This is a genomic window from Dyadobacter fanqingshengii (assembly GCF_023822005.2).
Taxonomy (GTDB): domain Bacteria; phylum Bacteroidota; class Bacteroidia; order Cytophagales; family Spirosomataceae; genus Dyadobacter; species Dyadobacter fanqingshengii.
Genome location: NZ_CP098806.1, coordinates 80,594 through 99,197, shown reverse-complemented (window position 1 = coordinate 99,197; position 18,604 = coordinate 80,594). Strand labels below are relative to the sequence as shown.

The 18,604-nt window shown below is 43.1% G+C and carries 12 protein-coding genes; 11 read left to right on the top strand and 1 reads right to left on the bottom strand.

Going from position 1 to position 18,604, the window contains the following annotated elements:
- The first annotated feature begins 20 nt into the window (after positions 1-20).
- The 7 genes from NFI81_RS00390 to rfbD all read left to right on the top strand — a co-directional run bounded on the left by NFI81_RS00390 (position 21) and on the right by rfbD (position 8,900).
- Entirely contained in the window at positions 21-1,181 is a 1,161-nt protein-coding gene (locus tag NFI81_RS00390) for a DUF1972 domain-containing protein (protein ID WP_234615382.1), read from the top strand.
- Positions 1,117-1,656, top strand: coding sequence for a dTDP-4-dehydrorhamnose 3,5-epimerase (gene rfbC, locus NFI81_RS00385; RefSeq protein ID WP_234615383.1), 540 nt, complete (start codon positions 1,117-1,119; stop codon positions 1,654-1,656). The genes NFI81_RS00390 and rfbC overlap by 65 nt, the downstream gene beginning before the upstream one ends.
- A gap of 34 nt (positions 1,657-1,690) precedes the next feature.
- Entirely contained in the window at positions 1,691-2,746 is a 1,056-nt protein-coding gene (rfbB, locus tag NFI81_RS00380; protein ID WP_234615384.1) for a dTDP-glucose 4,6-dehydratase, read from the top strand.
- Positions 2,747-2,791: 45 nt separating this feature from the next.
- Positions 2,792-3,652 (top strand): glucose-1-phosphate thymidylyltransferase RfbA, encoded by an 861-nt coding sequence (gene rfbA, locus NFI81_RS00375; protein WP_234615385.1) that lies wholly within the window; start codon positions 2,792-2,794, stop codon positions 3,650-3,652.
- A 259-nt stretch (positions 3,653-3,911) separates the two neighbouring features.
- Complete coding sequence (locus NFI81_RS00370) at positions 3,912-5,279, top strand: sugar transferase (protein ID WP_234615386.1); 1,368 nt, start codon at positions 3,912-3,914, stop codon at positions 5,277-5,279.
- 469 nt (positions 5,280-5,748) lie between these two features.
- Positions 5,749-7,662: an acyltransferase family protein gene (locus tag NFI81_RS00365; RefSeq protein ID WP_234615387.1), complete on the top strand. Its 1,914-nt coding sequence runs from the start codon at positions 5,749-5,751 to the stop codon at positions 7,660-7,662.
- Positions 7,663-8,036: 374 nt separating this feature from the next.
- Positions 8,037-8,900: a dTDP-4-dehydrorhamnose reductase gene (rfbD, locus tag NFI81_RS00360; RefSeq protein WP_234615388.1), complete on the top strand. Its 864-nt coding sequence runs from the start codon at positions 8,037-8,039 to the stop codon at positions 8,898-8,900.
- 3 nt (positions 8,901-8,903) lie between these two features.
- On the opposite strand, the gene NFI81_RS00355 is transcribed toward rfbD, so the two are convergent.
- Positions 8,904-10,403, bottom strand: a complete 1,500-nt coding sequence (locus NFI81_RS00355) for a capsule assembly Wzi family protein (RefSeq protein ID WP_234615389.1) — start codon at positions 10,401-10,403, stop codon at positions 8,904-8,906.
- A gap of 379 nt (positions 10,404-10,782) precedes the next feature.
- On the opposite strand from NFI81_RS00355, the gene NFI81_RS00350 reads away from it, so the two are divergent.
- The 4 genes from NFI81_RS00350 to NFI81_RS00335 all read left to right on the top strand — a co-directional run bounded on the left by NFI81_RS00350 (position 10,783) and on the right by NFI81_RS00335 (position 18,586).
- Positions 10,783-12,486 (top strand): sodium:solute symporter family protein, encoded by a 1,704-nt coding sequence (locus NFI81_RS00350; protein ID WP_234615390.1) that lies wholly within the window; start codon positions 10,783-10,785, stop codon positions 12,484-12,486.
- 402 nt (positions 12,487-12,888) lie between these two features.
- The gene (locus NFI81_RS00345) at positions 12,889-14,250 is read left to right on the top strand and encodes a TolC family protein (protein ID WP_234615391.1); all 1,362 of its coding nucleotides are present in this window, start codon (positions 12,889-12,891) and stop codon (positions 14,248-14,250) included.
- A 19-nt stretch (positions 14,251-14,269) separates the two neighbouring features.
- The gene (locus tag NFI81_RS00340; protein WP_234615392.1) at positions 14,270-15,379 is read left to right on the top strand and encodes an efflux RND transporter periplasmic adaptor subunit; all 1,110 of its coding nucleotides are present in this window, start codon (positions 14,270-14,272) and stop codon (positions 15,377-15,379) included.
- 39 nt (positions 15,380-15,418) lie between these two features.
- Positions 15,419-18,586 carry an efflux RND transporter permease subunit gene (locus NFI81_RS00335; protein WP_234615393.1) on the top strand — a complete coding sequence of 1,056 codons (3,168 nt, stop codon included), beginning with the start codon at positions 15,419-15,421 and terminating at the stop codon, positions 18,584-18,586.
- The last annotated feature ends 18 nt before the right edge of the window (positions 18,587-18,604 follow it).

The window sequence follows — 18,604 nt, the reverse complement described above, 5'->3', positions numbered from 1 at the left end:
TCTAGAAATTTGTATAAAGCATGAATATAGCTATTATAGGAACGCGTGGGATTCCGAATCACTACGGTGGTTTTGAACAATTCGCCGAATACCTTGCCAAGGGTCTTGTAGGGAGAGGTCACCAAATTACGGTTTACAATTCTCACATGCACCCATACCAGGAAAGCGAATGGAATGGTGTCAAGCTTGTTCATTGCTACGACCCGGAAGATAAATGGGGAACAATCGGACAGTTTATTTACGATTTGAATTGTATAAAACATGCCAGATCTCAATCCTATGACATCATCTTGCAATTGGGTTACACCAGTAGTACAGTCTGGGGCTGGATGCTTCCCCGAGAAAAGTCTATTATAACAACCAATATGGATGGTCTGGAGTGGAAGCGAAGCAAATATTCCAAACCGGTAAGAGCTTTTTTGAAAAAGGCGGAATATTTAGGCACCGTGTTCAGCGATTACTGGATCTCTGATTCCTTGGGAATACAAGATTATTTGAAAAAAGAATATAACATTTCCTCGACGTATATACCATATGGTGCACATCCTTTTGAAACGGCTGATGTTAGTAAAATTGCTAATTACAACATTACTCCGGGCAACTACAATATGTTAATTGCTAGGCTTGAACCAGAAAATAACGTTGATACAATATTAGAAGGCGTTTCTCTTGCAGATAAAAAAGTGCCATTTCTTGTCGTTGGAAAGCACAACACCAAATACGGTGAATATTTGAAAAGTAAGTACGAAAAATGTGAGAACATTAAATTTCTCGGAGGAATCTACGACATCAATGCTTTAAATAACATCAGACATTTTGCGAATATATACTTCCATGGACATTCAGTCGGTGGAACCAATCCTTCACTGTTAGAGGCAATGGCTTCTCACACGCTGATATGTGCTCATAAGAATGAATTCAATACCACAATACTAGAGGACGATGCGCTTTATTTCAGTAACAGTGAACAAGTTAAAGCAGTCGTTAATAGTGCACGGAAAGAAGATTATATATCTTTTGCCAACCATAATCTAGATAAGATTAAGACTATTTACGAGTGGGATAACATTATTGAACAGTACGAAAATCATTTTAAAACCATTTACTCAACGAAACATGAAATTCGAGAAAACAACCCTGCAGGACGTATTCCTGATCAAGCCAAACATCTATCACGATGAACGTGGCCACTTTTTTGAATCTTTCAATCACGATAGTTGGAAGAAGCAAGGATTTAATAATACTTTCGTTCAAGACAATCAGTCTTTTTCAAAAAAAGGTGTAGTACGAGGCTTACACTTTCAATTGGCACCCTACGCTCAGGGTAAGTTGGTCAGGGTAATATCAGGTCGTGTTTTGGACTTAGCTTTGGATTTACGTCCTGAGTCTCTAACATTTGGAAAGTATGAACTGTTTGACATTGATGGGATAAATGGCACTATGGTGTACATTCCAGAAGGTTTCGCTCATGGATTTGCAGCACTCGAGGATAGCGTATTTCACTACAAGTGCACTGCACAATATAATAAGGCTTCGGAAGCGGGACTTCTTTGGAATGACCCCAGCTTGAACATTTCATGGGGAATAGAAAATCCTATTGTTTCAGAAAAAGATCAGCTCCTTCCATTGTTCGAGGATCTTTATAAAGAAGCTTAAAACGTCAGTACATCCACAACGATTGAAAACAACAATGAAAAAGATCTTAATCACAGGTGGTGCAGGATTTATTGGTTCACACGTGGTGCGCCGTTTTGTAAACTACCATCCTGACTATCATATATATAACCTCGACGCCCTTACTTATGCAGGAAACCTGGAAAACCTTCGTGACATTGAGAATGCGCCAAACTATACATTTGTAAAAGGTGATATCGTTGATGCTGAATTCATAGACAAGCTTATTGGTGAAAACGATTTCCACGGCATCGTCCACCTGGCTGCCGAAAGCCATGTGGACCGGTCTATTTCTGATCCGATGTCGTTTGTGATGACCAATGTGGTTGGAACAGTGAATCTTTTGAATGCTGCCAAGAAAGCCTGGAAAGATGATTTCACTGACCGCCGTTTTTACCATGTTTCTACGGATGAAGTTTATGGTGAATTGCACGACCCGGGCACATTTTTCGTGGAAACGACCAGTTACGATCCACGCTCGCCTTACTCGGCTTCGAAAGCGTCTTCGGACCACTTTGTGCGTGCTTATCACAACACTTATAAGCTGCCCATCGTCATTTCCAATTGTTCCAACAATTACGGCCCGAACCACTTCCCTGAGAAGCTGATCCCGCTGATGATCCACAACATTATCCAGCAAAAACCGCTTCCTGTTTATGGAAAAGGCGAAAACATCCGTGACTGGCTTTTTGTTGAAGACCACGCCATTGCTATCGACGTGATTTTTCACGATGGCAAAAACGGCGAAACTTATAACATTGGCGGCCATAATGAATGGAAAAACCTGGATCTGGTTCTGTTGCTCTGCAGCATTATGGACCAGAAACTGGGCCGCGAAAAAGGAGATACAGAAAAACTGATCACCTACGTGACAGACCGCGCCGGACACGACCTTCGTTATGCGATCGACGCAACCAAACTTTCGGAAGAACTGGGCTGGAAACCTTCATTGCAATTCGCTGAGGGACTTGAAAGAACAGTGGATTGGTATTTGAACAACCAGGATTGGCTTAACAACGTCACATCAGGCAATTACCAAAAATATTACACCGAAATGTATTCGGACAGATAATTCGAAGCACAGACAAATTACTTACGCTTACTACGATCTTCAAAAATGAAAGGAATTATTCTGGCCGGTGGATCCGGGACTAGGTTGCACCCATTGACATTGGCAGTTAGTAAACAGCTTATGCCTGTTTATGATAAACCAATGATTTACTATCCGTTATCGATCTTAATGCTGGCGGGCATCCGCGAAATACTGATCATTTCAACGCCTCACGATCTGCCCCATTTTGAAAAATTACTGGGCGACGGGAGTCGCCTGGGTTGCACATTTACCTATGCAGTCCAGCCAAGCCCGGACGGACTTGCCCAGGCTTTTATCATTGGTGAAGAATTTATTGGAAACGATAAAGTTGCCCTTATTCTGGGTGATAACATATTTTACGGATCGGGACTTTCCCAGTTGCTTCAATCCAACAACAACCCGGATGGCGGCGTGATCTTCGCATATCAGGTGCATGATCCCGAGCGTTATGGCGTTGTGGAGTTTGATAAGGCCAATAATGTCCTTTCTATCGAAGAAAAACCGGAGCAGCCCAAGTCTAATTACGCGGTCCCGGGTCTTTATTTTTACGATAATGATGTAGTGGAAATCGCCAAAACGATCCCTCCTTCCCCGCGTGGTGAACTGGAAATCACAGACGTGAACCGGGTTTATCTGGAACGCGGCAAACTGAAAGTAGGCGTTTTGAACCGCGGAACTGCATGGCTCGACACGGGTACATTCCAGTCGCTGATGCAAGCCGGACAGTTTGTTCAGGTGATTGAAGAAAGGCAAGGCTTGAAGGTGGGCTGCATTGAGGAGATCGCTTACCGCATGGGCTTTATTAATGCAGAGCAATTGCGTGAAATCGCCAAGCCGTTGGTAAAAAGCGGCTACGGAACGTATCTCATGAGAATTTTGAATTGAGCGCTCCCATACAGTCCATGCTAAGCAGTTTTACGCAAGGTTTTCCTGGCGAGTGTTTGAACAATATAAAGAAAGTTTTGATCTAAAATACACCAATTGCCGTTAATTAGCTTCCTGACAGCCATTTAATGAAATTTAATGTATTGATAATTTGAAATATTTAAAGAAGTGTTGTATACTTGTATTGAGCGAGCAAATAATGTCCGATAGAATTTAATCTACATATTGCCGAAATAAATTATACTCAACGCTACAATCTATGAAAAATCATTATCCAGGGCTACTGCCAAAAGCCCACTTATGGACTGACGTCGTCCTGCTGAATTTTTCGTTTCTCATAGCTTATTTGCTTCGCTTCGAAATTAATCCCAATATCCTGCCGCATAGTTACATGAATCTCCTGCTGGTAGCGAATTTGGTGTGGATTTTTACCATTCATGTTTTAAAGACATATCTTTTCACCCGGCTTTCTTACCATTTTAATACACAACTCGGAAATTTTTTGAAAGCAGTTGTGGTGCATGGTGCCGTCATGATGGCTTTTTTGTATTTGTCCAAGCAAGGAGAGGAGTATTCTCGATACCAATTCCTCGGAACGTATACGCTATTTGTCCTACTTTCAACGACTTCAAGAGCAGGAGCTGTTTTATTTCTTAAGCTTTATCGCAAAGCAGGTTACAACTACAATCGGTATGCCATCGTCGGCAAAGGTGATCTTGCATCCCTGATACGAGAATTCTATGGGGAACGCAAAGAACTGGGCTATCGCTATTATGGGATGTTCGAGCTGGACGGTCATCAAAATCATATTGGAAATTTGGAAGCAGTGGTTAAGCAAAACCAGCTCGACTACTTATACTGCTGCCTTTCTGAGATGAGCGACGATCAGGTTCGGGATGTGATTAAACTTGGTGAAAGGTTGAAAACACAAATCCGCCTTGTTCCTGATTTCAGAGGCTTCATGACGAATATGGCTACCATCGAGTATCACGACATGTACCCTATTATTCAGGTTAATACCAAACCTTTTTCAAGCTTCAACGAACAAACATTAAAGCGCAGCTTTGACCTTGTATTTTCGGCCATCGTAATGATACTGGGCGCTCCGATATTCTTTTTGGTATGGGCTGCAATCAAAATTACCTCTCCGGGTCCGGTTTTCTTTAAACAACAACGCTCCGGAAGATGGGGTGAAATGTTTTACATTTACAAATTCCGCAGTATGCATGTAGATGCGGACAAAATGGGCTTGCAGCATTCACAAGGCGACGGTGATCCACGGATAACACCTATCGGGCGCATTCTTAGAAAGTCAAGACTTGACGAATTGCCTCAATTTATTAATGTGCTGAAAGGCGAAATGTCGGTTGTTGGTCCAAGACCTTTATATAAATACGATGTGGATATGCTTATGGAAGCTGCTCCGCACGAGTTTCAACGACTTTTGACGGTTAAGCCTGGTATTACATCCATTGGGCAAATCAATGTTGGGTACGCTGATACGGTTGCAAAAAATGTTGAGCGTTTGAAATATGATCTTCAATACTTGAAGAGCTATAGCGTGTTTGACGATGTTCGGTTAATATTTAGGACGGTACAGGTGATGGTTCTCGGACGAGGGCAGTAATTATGCCTGGACCGATTTCCCAATGCTAAAATTACTCTTCGGAAGGTTAATTCTACAAAACTCAATAAGGAAGATCTAATTTTTCCACCTAACTCTATTGCCACCCAAAGATTAAAAGTTTTTAAATAGTGTATTATTTTGAATATTGAAACTTTTGCTTGGTGGCCGCTTGCTTAATTCGATTTGCTAAACAAACAAGCATTAATGCGGAATACACCGCATTCTATTAAATCTTTTGAGAAGATTTGATAGAATGCGGTGTATTCAAGTTTTACGAACTTTCGGGTTTGGCAGATCTTACAACCGAAACATCTTTTTGGAAGTCAATAATAAAAGAGGTTCGGGCTCAATATATTTTCACAGAATTTATTTTAATGTTAATACTAGTAAGAATTTATTCCCGCCAAATTACTACTAGAATTGCTTAGGGATTTACTGACATAAACCGCTCTTCTAATAAATATATACTATGCTTAACCAAAGAATCGTTGAGAAAAGCAGCAAAGATTTTCGACACGATATTAATGCGCTCCGCGCACTGGCAGTTTTAGGAGTTGTATTGTATCATTACAAAGTCCCACTTCTTAACGGGGGCTTTGCAGGAGTGGATATTTTCTTTGTAATATCTGGGTACTTAATGACTAAAACTATTGTTAATACAATAGAGTCCGGCAGCTTCTCGTTAAAAAGTTTCTACTCCAGGCGTATAAACAGAATTTTGCCGGCCCTACTATTTCTAGTCACAGCTGTACTTGCGATTTCTTTCTTTATATATCTACCAATAGGCTTTCGTGATTTAGCGAAGAACGCCCTTGGTAGTATTTTATTCTTTTCTAACCTTTTATATTACAAAAAAGACTATTTTGATGCCTCTACTGAAACCAATGTCTTTCTCCATACATGGTCTTTGTCTGTGGAATGGCAGTTTTACATGCTACTGCCCTTGCTCTTGCTTTTAATAAGCAAGTTTATTGACGTCAGCAAAAAACAATTTCGACTATTTTTTATAACTATTACTTTTCTTTGTTTCCTTGTTTCGATGATTGCGAAAAACTACTGGCCAAGCGCGTCATTTTACTTATTTCCAACTAGGTCCTGGGAGATGTTGGTTGGAGGAATTGCATTTTTAACAGAAGATTTTTTTAAAAAAAACACTCCAAAAGAAACTACTTACGTTGCATATCTATTACTCATATTTTCATTGTTTTGGCTGAGTCCAACCATGGAATGGCCTGGCTTTTGGACAATTATTCCTGTTTTAGGAACGTTCGTGATCATAGTGACTAATGATAAGAGCATAGGAATAATTAAAACGCAATGGATTCAATTTTTTGGCAATATTTCATACTCTCTATACTTATGGCATTGGCCACTATTAGTGGTTGCAAGTTATTTAGGGTTTCATGATGGCATTCAGACCTCGACAATATTGATCGCACTTTCAGTAGCAATGGCTTTTTTTTCAACAACATATGTTGAATCTAATAAAATGTTACCCACACGATCTATTTTAATTGCAACGTTTTCAATATCGGTTCTAACAGCTTGTCTTACTTTTTTTGATACAAATGACTTCCTATTTCGGCGCGATAGTATTCAAATTTCCCGATATGCATTGGATCATTCTCGAGAACTAGACATTCAGTTTGGTACACCTGATTGCTTCATTTCATCTGGCACTAACAATTATAACAAATCAGAGTGTTTAAAAATTGAGAGAGACAAGAAAAATTATCTATTACTTGGTGACAGCCACTCAGCCCACTTGTCGCAATCGCTTAGATCTAACTTTGACGCCTTAAACATTAATATGAACCAAGCCTCATCCAGTGGGTGTATGCCACTTCTTAACACAGTGGGACAGGAAAGGTGTACAGATTTGATAGACTATATATATTCTAAATACCTTCCTACTTATGCATCTGAAATCGATGGCGTCATTATTAGCGCCAATTGGATAGATGGAAATATCGAAACTTTAATTCCTGACATACAAAAGACAATAGATTATCTAGTAAAACTTAGAATCCCCATTATTCTCATTGGGCAAAACGAAACGTATTTGCTACCCTATGCAACGATTGCAGCAAGGGAAGTTAATGGAAATAAAAACCTGAGTAATAAGTTTATAAATAGAAAATCACGTGAAATAAATAGTTTACTTAAAAGTCAGTTTCCAAAATACTATGTTGATATTTATAATACTATAATGATCAAACAAATATCATCCCTGAAAGTGCCATACATGTTTGATGAAAATCATTTCACAAAATATGGAGCCGATTTGGTATCATTAAGAATTTTAACCAATGCCAATTTTAAAAACTTTGTCAACATAAAAAGAAAGGACCTAAAAACGAACAGGACCTTTGGTTCTTCATGAAAAAGCAGAAGACAGGTGTGTGTTTGACGACAGTTTAAATTATTTAACTTTAAAACCTCAGATGGTATGCAAAGAGCGAAGAATCAGAACTACTGATGTAAAATGCACTGGATGGTTAGACTCTAAAATAAGGACTTCGACTCTGTTGATAGATCGATATGGTCTTCACATACAATATTAATTATTTGTCGATCGACCTACTAGTATAGCTGCTCCTGAGTTTTCTTTTTGAACAGATTTGAAAGCCCATTAATTTATTAAATCTTATAGGTTTAATAAATTAATTTGTGAGAAAATTAGAATAGTTGCTTAAAACTTCATAGAATCGGATAAGAAGAGTTTACATTTAATCCGTAGTTAAAAAAATTCAAAATATGAAAATAGTAGTTCTCGGCGCATCAGGCCAATTGGGCAGCTGCCTTAAAAAAGTGGCGGCTGAAAAAAATATCACAGAAATATCCTTTCCTTCTGAACAGGATGGAAACATTTTAGACGAAGGACTTTTGGACAAATTATTTTCCGCTGAGAAGCCTTCCTTTGTCATCAATTGCGCCGCGTACACCGCGGTAGACAAGGCTGAGGATGAGCAGGAAATCTGTCGTAAAGTAAACCGGGACGGAGCTGCATACATTGCCAAAGCTTGCGCCGCACATGGAGCCACACTCGTTCATATTTCTACTGACTTTGTTTTTAAAGGCAATGTCACTGGGCTTTTGACTGAAACGGATTCCGCAGAACCGGAAAACATTTATGGATTGACAAAATTGGAAGGCGAAATTGCGATTGCGGAAATCCTGCCAGAGCATTTCACGCTCCGCACAAGCTGGCTTTACTCCGAGTATGGCAATAATTTCGTTAAAACAATGCTCAGACTAGGCAAAGAGAGAGATCAGCTTGGCGTGATCGTTGATCAAGTGGGCTCTCCTACCTATGCTATTGATCTGGCTGGCGCCATTTTAGATATCATTGCGTCTGACAGCAAAGAATATGGTATTTATCACTACAGCAACGAAGGCGTGACTTCGTGGTATGACTTTGCCAAAGCTGTTTTTGACATCAGCGAAACAACGGTTAGGCTTATTCCTGTTAAAACATCTGAATATGTTACCAAAGCGGTTCGCCCAGCATACTCTGTGATGGATAAGACCAAAATCAAAACTGCCTTCGGAATTCAGATTCCTTATTGGAGAGATAGCCTTGCTGAATGCTTGCAACGACTTGCCGTTGAACAAGCCTGAAATTTAGAACGACAGATTCTTTCGGATTGAAAGCATTAATCCGAAAGAATCATCGAAAAATTCACCCGCATCTGCGGAAACTGCTCCTTTGATTATCGAGCCACCAAGCCAGTTAACAGGTTTTTCAAGTCCAACAATTCCTGAAAATTGGTACATTTTATTCGGCAGCTCTTGATCGTAAGTACCTTGATTGCTTGAAAGCGATAATTTGGTTAACCATACAGCACTGTTCCATTTTCCCTTCATACCTGAATGGATCACCCAGACTCGGTTATTATTAGTGAAAAAGTCGGCATATCTAGGCCAGTTGTTTTCTGATTGCGGCGTTATAAATGGTGTTCCTAATCCTCTTCCATAGTATGACCACCCATCTCGTACCTGGGCGTTATTGAAGTAATCGTCTTTGCCACGAATGGTATTCCCGTCAACCGCTTCGCTTCCACCCTGACTTTTGGTGTATAACAGTTCAAAAGTGATCCTGTCTAATGAAAGGTTTTTAGGCTCCTGATTTTTCATTGTGAATGTCACACCGTTCAGGCCATCCTTTACATTGTTAAGATAAAAAAGAGAGCCATCCTCAATCAAATTTTGACGATAGAAAAGAATGTTAACCGATTTCAAATTTAATTCCAAACCAAAGTCAAGGCTCGCTACATGATTTCCTATTCTGTTCTCTTCGTCAAATGAAGAAATCCCTCCTGTTCCTTTCTTTGGTTTAAAGCCAGTGATCACATTCCAATATTTATCAATCCCGTGCGGCATTTGGCCATCCACAGTAAAATAAGGCGATTTACCGCCCCACTGCACAGCATGATTGAAACCTCCATGCAACTGCACCGTTCCAGTTGGTCTTCCCAGGCGCACAAAAAGGCCTTTATTATGAAGTTTCAAATCACTAGTAACGGGCCTTTTCCCATCCAGCAGTCCATCTGAGTAAAAGCCTTTAAAATAGATAAAATTCTTAACTAGAGGAATGTATTTTTCAAACCCAAACTGGATTCGCGGAACAGGAAGTGCATTGCCAGACCACATATAAGAGCCGGTGCCGAGCTCATGGTCATTGAAACCAATATATTGTTTGCGCCTGCCAATGGTCAATTGAAAACTTTTAAAAGCTATACCCGCATAGGCTTGCGGAATTAAGAACTTACTGTTCTTAGCGGCATTACCAACCAGCTCAGCTCCATATACGACAGACCAGTTTGATCTAGCAACTGTGTCTTTAGACAGAAATTTTCTCGCTTCAACGCCTGCACGCAAACTGAATATTTGACCCGACGTGGGAACAATTCCCCATTGGTTAGCGTGGAACCAGAATGGTGTACGGGAGGTCGATGCTCCATACCCTGCCATTTCCACCCAAGCGTTTTGATAGGGGGTAATTCCGTTGGTATCATTTGCAGCAGTCTGATCGGTATTTATATTGTAGAGGTTTCCCGAAAATGCTGGCGCAAGGGCCATCAAGATTAGCGTAGCTGAGAATAAAGATCGAAGAGATGTCATCAAGCAATTGTGTTGAACGTTGAGTCAGATCGGTTTTAGCCCAAAAGTTAGCTAAATATTTTGAAAAATGAAGACTTTGAGCGCAACACGATTTAGGAAGCCCCATCCCACCCCGTTCATCCCAATTTTCATTTTTTATGCTAAAACAATGTAAAAACCGTTCTAATTTTACCAGTGGTACGTTACCCGGTAATAATAGACCCTGATTCCTGATCCAGCTCTTGATGCAGAATACTGAAAACAGTCCGCAGGACCAGGGCGCGAAAGATCGCGACGGCTTGCCCCCATTCGTTAGTAGCTGGAAACAGCTATATCAGCTGCTTATCGGCACACTAATTCTACTCATTGTCCTCTTCTATTTATTTATGACCCACTTTCAATGAGCTCTCTGGACTGGATTGTACTCTCACTCACACTTATATTTGTTGTTGCCTACGGGATATATCGCAGCCGTGAAACGCATACCATGGACTCTTTCTTATTGGCAGGTCAGTCGCTTCCCTGGTATCACGTAACCTTATCATTAATGGCCACGCAGGCCAGTGCGATCACTTTTTTATCGGCACCCGGGCAGGCTTATACGGACGGGATGCGGTTTGTGCAGTTCTATTTCGGTTTGCCGCTGGCTATGGTGGTATTGTGCATCACATTTGTACCCAAATTCGGTCAGCTTAAAATATTTACGGCTTATGAGTTTTTGGAACGGCGCTTTGACCTTCGTACGCGGGCGCTTACATCCTTTCTCTTTTTGCTTCAACGCGGACTTTCCACAGGGCTTTCCATATACGCCCCTTCGTTGATCCTTTCGGCTATTCTGGGTTGGGATATTACCTGGACCAACATTATTTCAGGGGGAATTGTCATGCTGTATACAATCGCGGGAGGGAGCCGGGCTGTCTCACACACGCATATGCAGCAGATGGGCATTATCACGGTCGGAATGGTCGTTGCAGGTGTTATGGTCGTCAAATTTTTGCCTGATGAAGTCTCGTTTGGCGATGCGCTGCATGTGGCTGGCAAAATGGGCAAGATCAATCTGATTGACTTTACATTTGATCTCAATAACCGCTATAACGTATGGTCTGGGTTGATCGGCGGCTTTTTTCTGCAACTCTCCTATTTTGGAACGGATCAGTCACAAGTCGGACGGTTTCTGACAGGAAGCTCGCAGGGACAAAGTAAGCTGGGCCTGGCCATGAATGGTCTTCTGAAAATTCCGATGCAGTTTTTGATCCTGCTTGTGGGCGTATTGGTATTTGCATTTTATCAATTTACAAACCCGCCGTTGTTCTTTAATGAAACGGCTGTGCAGCAAGTCAGGACGACGGAATATGCAGGCCAGTATAAAGCGCTCGAAAACAAGCATGATGCTATTCAGGCAGCCAAGCGTCCACACGTCATGGAGCTCACGCGTGCTTTGAAAAAGGACGATGAGCCATCTATTGAAAAGTCAAGGACAGCGCTTGCCAAGATCGAAACACAGGTCCAAAATGTGCGAAAAGAGGCCGAAACGGTGCTTTCCAAAGCCAATGGTGCCGAGATCAATGATGTAAATTATATCTTTTTACGATTTGTAATCGATTATTTGCCGGTTGGCATGGTGGGTTTGCTGATCGCGGTGATTTTGTTGGCTTCGATGGGCTCGGTTGCATCTGCTTATAACTCGCTGGCCTCGTGCAGCATTGTCGACATTTACAAGCGGATGGTGCACAAAGATGATGACTCTGTTAATTACGTTGCAGCCTCGCGCTGGGCCACCTTTTTCTGGGGGATCTTTTGCATTGGCGTTGCCCAATATGCATCCCGGCTAGGCAGTATGATTGAAGCCGTTAACATTCTGGGATCGTTATTTTACGGTGTGATCCTGGGCATCTTTTTGGTTGCATTTTACTTTCCCAAAATCGGCAGCAGGGCCGTGTTCTTTGCGAGCATTTTAGGCGAAATATTTGTCATTCTCAGCTACTGGCTCGACCTGACAGCTTTCCTCTGGCTCAATCTGATCGGCTGCGTGCTGGTCATCCTGTTTGCATGGATCATTGAAAAGATCCTGCCGCAACCCGAATCACAGGTCAACCGTTTATAAGTAACCTGATCATATAGCTAAGTAACCGGCTCCGAATATTACAATCTGACTCACATTCAGGAATATAGCCCGCTTTCTGTATAATTTCTTGTAAAATTTTGATTATTAGAAGAAAATTGCCGCATAGGCCAAAGTTTTCATCAATACGGTGAAACTATTCTAGGTATTAAATCCTTAATAAGTACAATCGGAGAACCATGGCGGCAAAAATCCACCTCCATTATGTCACCGTTTGTATACAAAATTATCATCCTGAGCCTTTTATGCAATCCCTTATCCACCCATTGATTTTCGGCAGTAATCTCGATTTTATCCCCACTGACAGCTGACGAGCCGAAATCATTTATTTACAGCGCCGTCCAAGCGCTACTATTCACTCTGTTTCATAAAATAAAAATCTACATGAAGTATTGGTCTAAGCCACAAAAAACAATGCGTTTGGCGCTTAGCTCGGCACTGCTTTTACTCACTTCTTTTTGCCCTATATTTTCTCAGGCCATTCAGGAAAGTTCCAAAGAGGCGCCCTTATTGGAGCAGGCAACTTTGCAGGCGGTTGTTGACTATGCCATTAAAAACCAGCCCGTTGTTCAGCAATCGCTGATCGATGAGCGTATCACAGAAAACCAGATCCGCAGCAGACTGGCTGACTGGTATCCGCAGATTAATTTCAATTACAATCTGCAGCACAATTTTATTGTCCAAACCAGCATCATTGCCGGTAACCCCGTAAAGCTTGGGGTTAGCAACATTTCTGCGGCTCAGTTCACATTGTCGCAGCAGATCTTCAACCGGGATGTGCTTTTGGCAAACCAAACAAAAAAGGATGTTCTCTTGCAGGCAAGTCAGAACACTTCCTATAATAAGACGGACATTGCGGTGAATGTTTCCAAGGCATTTTACGATGTGCTGGCCACAACGCAGCAGATCGATGTCGCGCAGGAAGACATTCAGCGCCTGGAAAGGAGCTTGAAGGATGCAGAGAATCAGTACAAGTCGGGAATCGCCGATAAGATCGATTTCAAGCGGGCGATGATTTCGCTCAATAATACCAAAGCCAGCAAGAAAAGTAATGAGGAGCTTTTGAAAGCGAAATTGGATTATCTCAAATCCCTAATGGGTTATCCTTCCAATCAGCAATTGCAGATCAGCTATGATACATTGCAGATGGAACGCGAGATCGCCCTGGATACCATGCAGAATGTGGATTTGAATTCACGCATTGAATATCAGCTGCTAAGCACCCAGAAAAAGCTTTTGGAGGCAAATCTGCAATATAATAAATGGAGTTACCTGCCGAATATTTCTTTGAACGGTGCTTATAACCTCAATTTTCAAAACAACCAGTTCACCGATCTTTATAACAAGAATTATCCCAACTCATTTGGTCTGCTTACGCTTTCGCTCCCGCTTTACCAGGGCGGCAAAAGAAAGGCGAACACGAAAACCGCAGAATGGCAGATAAAACGACTCGATTGGGACATTAAAGGTCTTCAATTGAATGTGAGCGCCGAATACTCACAGGCGCTGGCAGCCTATAAAGGCTATCTGACCAACTTGTTAGCGCAAAAAGAGAACATGGACCTGGCCCGAGAGGTGTACGATGTGATTCAGCTGCAATACAAGTCAGGGATCAAAACCTATTTGGAAGTGGTGACCTCGGAAACAGATCTTCGTCTGGCCCGCATCAGCTACTATAACGCGCTTTACCAGACTTTGGCTAGCAAAATTGATGTGCAAAAAGCCCTTGGGCAAATGAATTATTAATTTGAAAAATTCCCCTATTATGTTCTCAAATAAATTACCATACTTCTCTGCAGCACTGTTTTTGGGCATGATGAGCTCTTGCGGAAATAAAAATAAACAGCAGCAGCAACCAACTGCGCCACCCGCCGTGCCGGTTTCACTTGTGGCTGTGTCCACCGCTGATGCAGTTTACTATGATGAATACCCGGGCACAGTTACCGCACTGAATGAAATTGAGCTTCGCCCGCAAGTAACCGGGTTCATCACCGGCATCCATTTTAAAGATGGCTCACGAGTGAGAAAAGGCCAGTTGCTTTATTCCATTGACGCGCAGCTATACAATGCAAATTACGATCAGGCAGTAGCCAACCTGAATGTGCAGCAGGCCAACCTGTCGCGCGCCCAGAAGGATGCCGATCGTTATCATGAACTGGAAAAAAATGACGCGGTTGCAAAGCAGCTCGTCGATAATGCAGATGCTGCCCTGGAAGTGGCTAAAAGACAAGCCGAGGCAGCCAAGGCAAATATACAGGCCGTTCAGACCAGCGTAAATTACACAAAGGTTACCGCTCCCTTTGACGGCGTTATCGGCATATCCTTGGTGAAAGTTGGCGCTGCTATTTCAGCTGGTCAGACTATTTTAAACACCGTTTCCACGGATAGTCAGCTTGCCGTGGATTTCAATGTGGATCAAAAAGAAATTTACCGGTTTTCGACCCTAATGAAAAACGCGAAGGCGGCCGATTCAACATTCACTTTAAAATTCGGAACTGATATTTTTCCAGCCACTGGTAAAATCGCCCTGATTGACCGCGCAGTGGATCCACAGACAGGAACCATCAAAACCAGGCTCGTATTTCCGAACAAAGACAACCGCCTTCGCTCCGGCATGAGCGGAACAGTTCGCGTTCTTAACAATTCGGCTGCAAAATCGGTGGTGATTCCTTACAAAGCCGTTACCGAGCAATTGGGAGAATATTTTGTATATGTGGCCGGCGACAGTAGCAAAGTAAGCCAGCGGCGCGTCGTACTGGGAAATGCCCTGGGCGCCAATGTAATTGTCAAAGACGGACTCAAAGAAGGCGAAAAGATCGCTGTGGAAGGAGTTCAGAACCTGAGAGAAGGTGCCGTTATTACAGCCGGGAAGTAATCCTTCGCTCCTTTACTATTCTAATATAATCCAGTAAAAATGATTGCAGATATTTTTATCAAAAGACCTGTTACAGCGATAGTTACTTCCGTTGTGCTGGTCCTGGTGGGTCTGATAGCATTAACGACATTGCCCGTTGCGCAGTATCCGGATGTAACGCCTCCTACCGTTACGGTAAGCGGTAACTTCACGGGTGCTGACGCCCAGACCGTCGAGCAGACCACGACCACGCCAATTGAAACACAGATCAATGGTACACCGGGCATGACCTACATGTCCAGCAACTCTACAAGCAGCGGGCAAAGTAGCATTAACGTCGTTTTTGATGTGGGTACCAATGTTGACATTGCTGCCCTGGACGTTCAAAACAGGGTGAGTGTTGCAGAACCTACCCTACCCGATGCGGTAAAGCGACTTGGTCTGACGGTAAGGAAGCGTCAGCCTAGTATCATGATCGTTTTGGCACTTTACTCGCCAAACGGAACGCACGATGCCCAGTTTATCGGTAACTACGCCAACATTTACTTAAAAGACGCCTTACAGCGCGTAAAAGGGGTTGGGGATATCATTTCCAGAGCCGATGACTTTGGTATGCGTATCTGGCTGAATCCTGAAAAACTGGCCAATTTGCGCATGACACCGTCTGATATTTCAGCAGCATTGGCAGAGCAAAACCTGCAAGTTGCAGCCGGAACCATTGGTGGTAACCCGCAGCCCAATACACAGACTTTTGAATACAATGTATTGACCAACAGCCGCCTGAATACCAAGGCGCAGTTCGAAGACATTATAGTTAGAAGTTCGCCTCAGGATGGAAGCGTGGTATATCTGCGCGATGTAGCCAGAGTAGAGCTGGGAAAATTTGATTACGGTTCCAATGCATTTGTTGCCGGAAAACCAGCCGCATTCGTTCTGATCTATCAGGCGCCGGGTGCCAATGCGCTTGCTACATACGATGGTGTGATGAAAAAGCTTACGGAAATGAAAAAGACATTTCCCAAGGACATCGACTATGTTATTCCTAATGAAACAGCAACTGTGGTTAAAGTTTCTATTGAGGAGGTTTTGAAAACATTTGCCGAAGCGATGATCCTGGTTGTGATCGTGGTGTTTTTGTTTCTTCAAAACTGGCGCGCGACCCTTATCCCTATCCTTGCTATCCCCGTTTCGCTGATTGGAACATTGATATTCTTCATTCCTTTCGGATTTACCATTAACACCCTTACGCTTTTTGCATTCGTATTAGCCATTGGTATCGTTGTCGATGATGCGATTGTGGTCGTCGAGGCGGTGCAGCATTATATTGATGAAAAGAAAATGTCGCCCAAGGATGCAACCGTTCAGGCGATGAAAGACATTTCAGGGCCTGTAATTGCCATAGCCCTGATCCTTGCGGCAGTTTTCGTGCCGGTTAGTTTTGTGCCCGGGATTGTGGGACGGCTTTATCAGCAGTTTGCCATCACCATTGCCGTGTCCGTATTGCTTTCCGCATTCGTTGCGCTTTCGCTGACACCAGCGCTTTGCTCTATCATGCTCAAACCTTCCAAAGGTGAAAATGATAACAAAAACTGGCTGGAAAGATTTTTCGACCGCTTTAACCGCTGGTTTGATAAAGTTTCGCGCGGCTACACGCGTGGTGTTGCCAAATGGATCAAAGCAACTCCGCTTGTCCTTGTCATGATGGTTTGCCTTTTTGTAGGGCTATTTTTCCTTTTCAAAAACAAACCTTCCGGCTTTATCCCCGTTGAAGATGAAGGTCGTCTTTTTGTAACGTATGAGATGCAGGAAGCGACTTCGACGACGCGTAACATTGCCATGCTCAAAGAGATCATGAAACGCGTTTCTGCCATTCCCGAGGTTCGCGTGGCGGGTGGTTTGGCTGGACTTAATGTTTTGAGCTTCTCGAACAAATCCAACGTAGGAACATTGTTTCTGAGCTTGCAGCCATGGGCCAACCGTAAAGGTGCCGAACACCACGTGCAAGCTGTAATCAAACAGATTCAAAGCCGCACTGCCGATATTAAGGAGGCGCGCGTTCTGGCCATTGCCCCACCGGCGATTCCTGGTCTGGGTGCGACCTCAGGATTTACATTCCAGCTGCAACAATCCACGAGTACGGATAATATCCAGCAGTTTGAGGGCGTAATGCGCAATTTCCTGGGCGAGGTTAACAAGCGTCCTGAGATTGCTATGGCCTTTACTTTCTTTAATGCCCGGACGCCGAGTTACCAGATTGACGTAGATCGTGATAAAACTAAAAAACTGGGCGTCCAGGTCAATGATGTGTTTAGCTCGCTTTCGACATTGCTGGGAAGTAGTTATGTCAATGACTTCAACCTTTACGGGCGTAACTTCCGTGTAATGGTGCAGGCTGACAGTAGTTTCCGCTCATCTTTGGATAAAATCCAGCAATTCTACGTCCGTAACCGCGAAGGAAATATGATTCCGCTCGGCTCACTGGTGACAACCAAAGTTGTCGAAAACCCCGCGCTGATCTCTCACTATAACATTTACAGATCTGTCGAGATCAACGGAACGCCCAAGCCGGGTTATAGCAGCGGGCAGGCAATCAACGCACTCCGCGAAGTGGCCCAGAAACTGCCGGCCGGTTATAGTTACGAATTTTCGGGTATGAGTAGCGAAGAGATCAAAGCTGGCGACAGCACAACATTGATCTTCTCTATTTCAATTGTCTTTGTGTTCCTTTTCCTGGCGGCATTGTATGAAAGCTGGTCGATTCCATTCTCCGTGCTTTTCGCAGTTCCGATCGGCGCATTCGGTTCGATCTTAACATTGACATTCCTGCCGAGTTTGTCCAACAACATTTACGCGCAGATCGGTTTGATCACACTGATCGGGCTTGCGGCCAAGAACGCGATCTTGATTGTGGAATTTGCCAAAGAGCGTGTCGATAGCGGCATGGAACTCGTAGCAGCAACGCTGGAAGCGGTACAACTGCGGCTCCGACCCATCATTATGACGTCTCTGGCCTTTATCCTGGGCGTGCTTCCGCTTGCATTTGCCAATGGCGCTGCGGCTGAATCCCGCAAGACGATTGGCTGGACTGTATTTGGTGGGATGCTGGCTGCGACCTCGCTGGCCATCTTCGTCGTGCCGGTTCTTTTTGTAGCCATTGAAAAAATTGCAATGGGCAAGAAAAAGCATGAAAACAATAAACCCGATACGCCTGCTGCTGAAATAGCATAGCGCTTTTATATCATTTCA

What these genes read in the sequence shown, in the direction of transcription:
- NFI81_RS00335 (WP_234615393.1), top strand. Translation starts at nt 15,419, where the DNA reads ATGATTGCAGATATTTTTATCAAAAGACCTGTTACAGCGATAGTTACT.
- NFI81_RS00370 (WP_234615386.1), top strand. Translation starts at nt 3,912, where the DNA reads ATGAAAAATCATTATCCAGGGCTACTGCCAAAAGCCCACTTATGGACT.
- NFI81_RS00355 (WP_234615389.1), bottom strand. Translation starts at nt 10,403, where the DNA reads ATGACATCTCTTCGATCTTTATTCTCAGCTACGCTAATCTTGATGGCC.
- NFI81_RS00365 (WP_234615387.1), top strand. Translation starts at nt 5,749, where the DNA reads ATGCTTAACCAAAGAATCGTTGAGAAAAGCAGCAAAGATTTTCGACAC.
- NFI81_RS00340 (WP_234615392.1), top strand. Translation starts at nt 14,270, where the DNA reads ATGTTCTCAAATAAATTACCATACTTCTCTGCAGCACTGTTTTTGGGC.
- rfbB (WP_234615384.1), top strand. Translation starts at nt 1,691, where the DNA reads ATGAAAAAGATCTTAATCACAGGTGGTGCAGGATTTATTGGTTCACAC.
- NFI81_RS00350 (WP_234615390.1), top strand. Translation starts at nt 10,783, where the DNA reads ATGAGCTCTCTGGACTGGATTGTACTCTCACTCACACTTATATTTGTT.
- rfbC (WP_234615383.1), top strand. Translation starts at nt 1,117, where the DNA reads ATGAAATTCGAGAAAACAACCCTGCAGGACGTATTCCTGATCAAGCCA.
- NFI81_RS00390 (WP_234615382.1), top strand. Translation starts at nt 21, where the DNA reads ATGAATATAGCTATTATAGGAACGCGTGGGATTCCGAATCACTACGGT.
- rfbD (WP_234615388.1), top strand. Translation starts at nt 8,037, where the DNA reads ATGAAAATAGTAGTTCTCGGCGCATCAGGCCAATTGGGCAGCTGCCTT.
- rfbA (WP_234615385.1), top strand. Translation starts at nt 2,792, where the DNA reads ATGAAAGGAATTATTCTGGCCGGTGGATCCGGGACTAGGTTGCACCCA.
- NFI81_RS00345 (WP_234615391.1), top strand. Translation starts at nt 12,889, where the DNA reads ATGAAGTATTGGTCTAAGCCACAAAAAACAATGCGTTTGGCGCTTAGC.